1 protein-coding gene is annotated in these 291 nt (G+C 66.0%); it reads right to left on the reverse strand.

Translation table 11 applies throughout. The features are described 5' to 3' along the window. On the reverse strand, window positions 1-291 hold a 291-nt coding region (locus A9513_RS33310), incomplete at both ends, for a VCBS domain-containing protein (RefSeq protein WP_141678570.1).

The following is a 291-nucleotide window of genomic DNA, read 5'->3' on the forward strand; positions in this document are numbered from 1 at the left end:
ATGCGCTGTTGGCGGTGTAGGTCCAGGTGCCGTCGGTGCCGAGATTGAAGGTGCCGTGCAGGCCAGCGACGTTGTTCTGGGCCTGGAATGTGGCCGGGCTGTCGACGTCGGTGACATCGAGCTTGCCGCCGAGGGTCAGCGGGGCGTCGGTTTCATCGGCGCTGCCGCTGGTCTGGCCGGTGATCACCGCCGCGTCGTTGGTGCCGGTGACGGTGATGGTGATGGTCTGCGGGTCGCTCAGCGCGCCGTTGTTATCCTTCGCCTGGTAAGTGAAGGTCACGTCGCGGGTCT

Source organism: Pseudomonas sp. AU12215, from assembly GCF_001675465.2.
Taxonomy (GTDB): Bacteria; Pseudomonadota; Gammaproteobacteria; order Pseudomonadales; family Pseudomonadaceae; genus Pseudomonas; species Pseudomonas nitroreducens.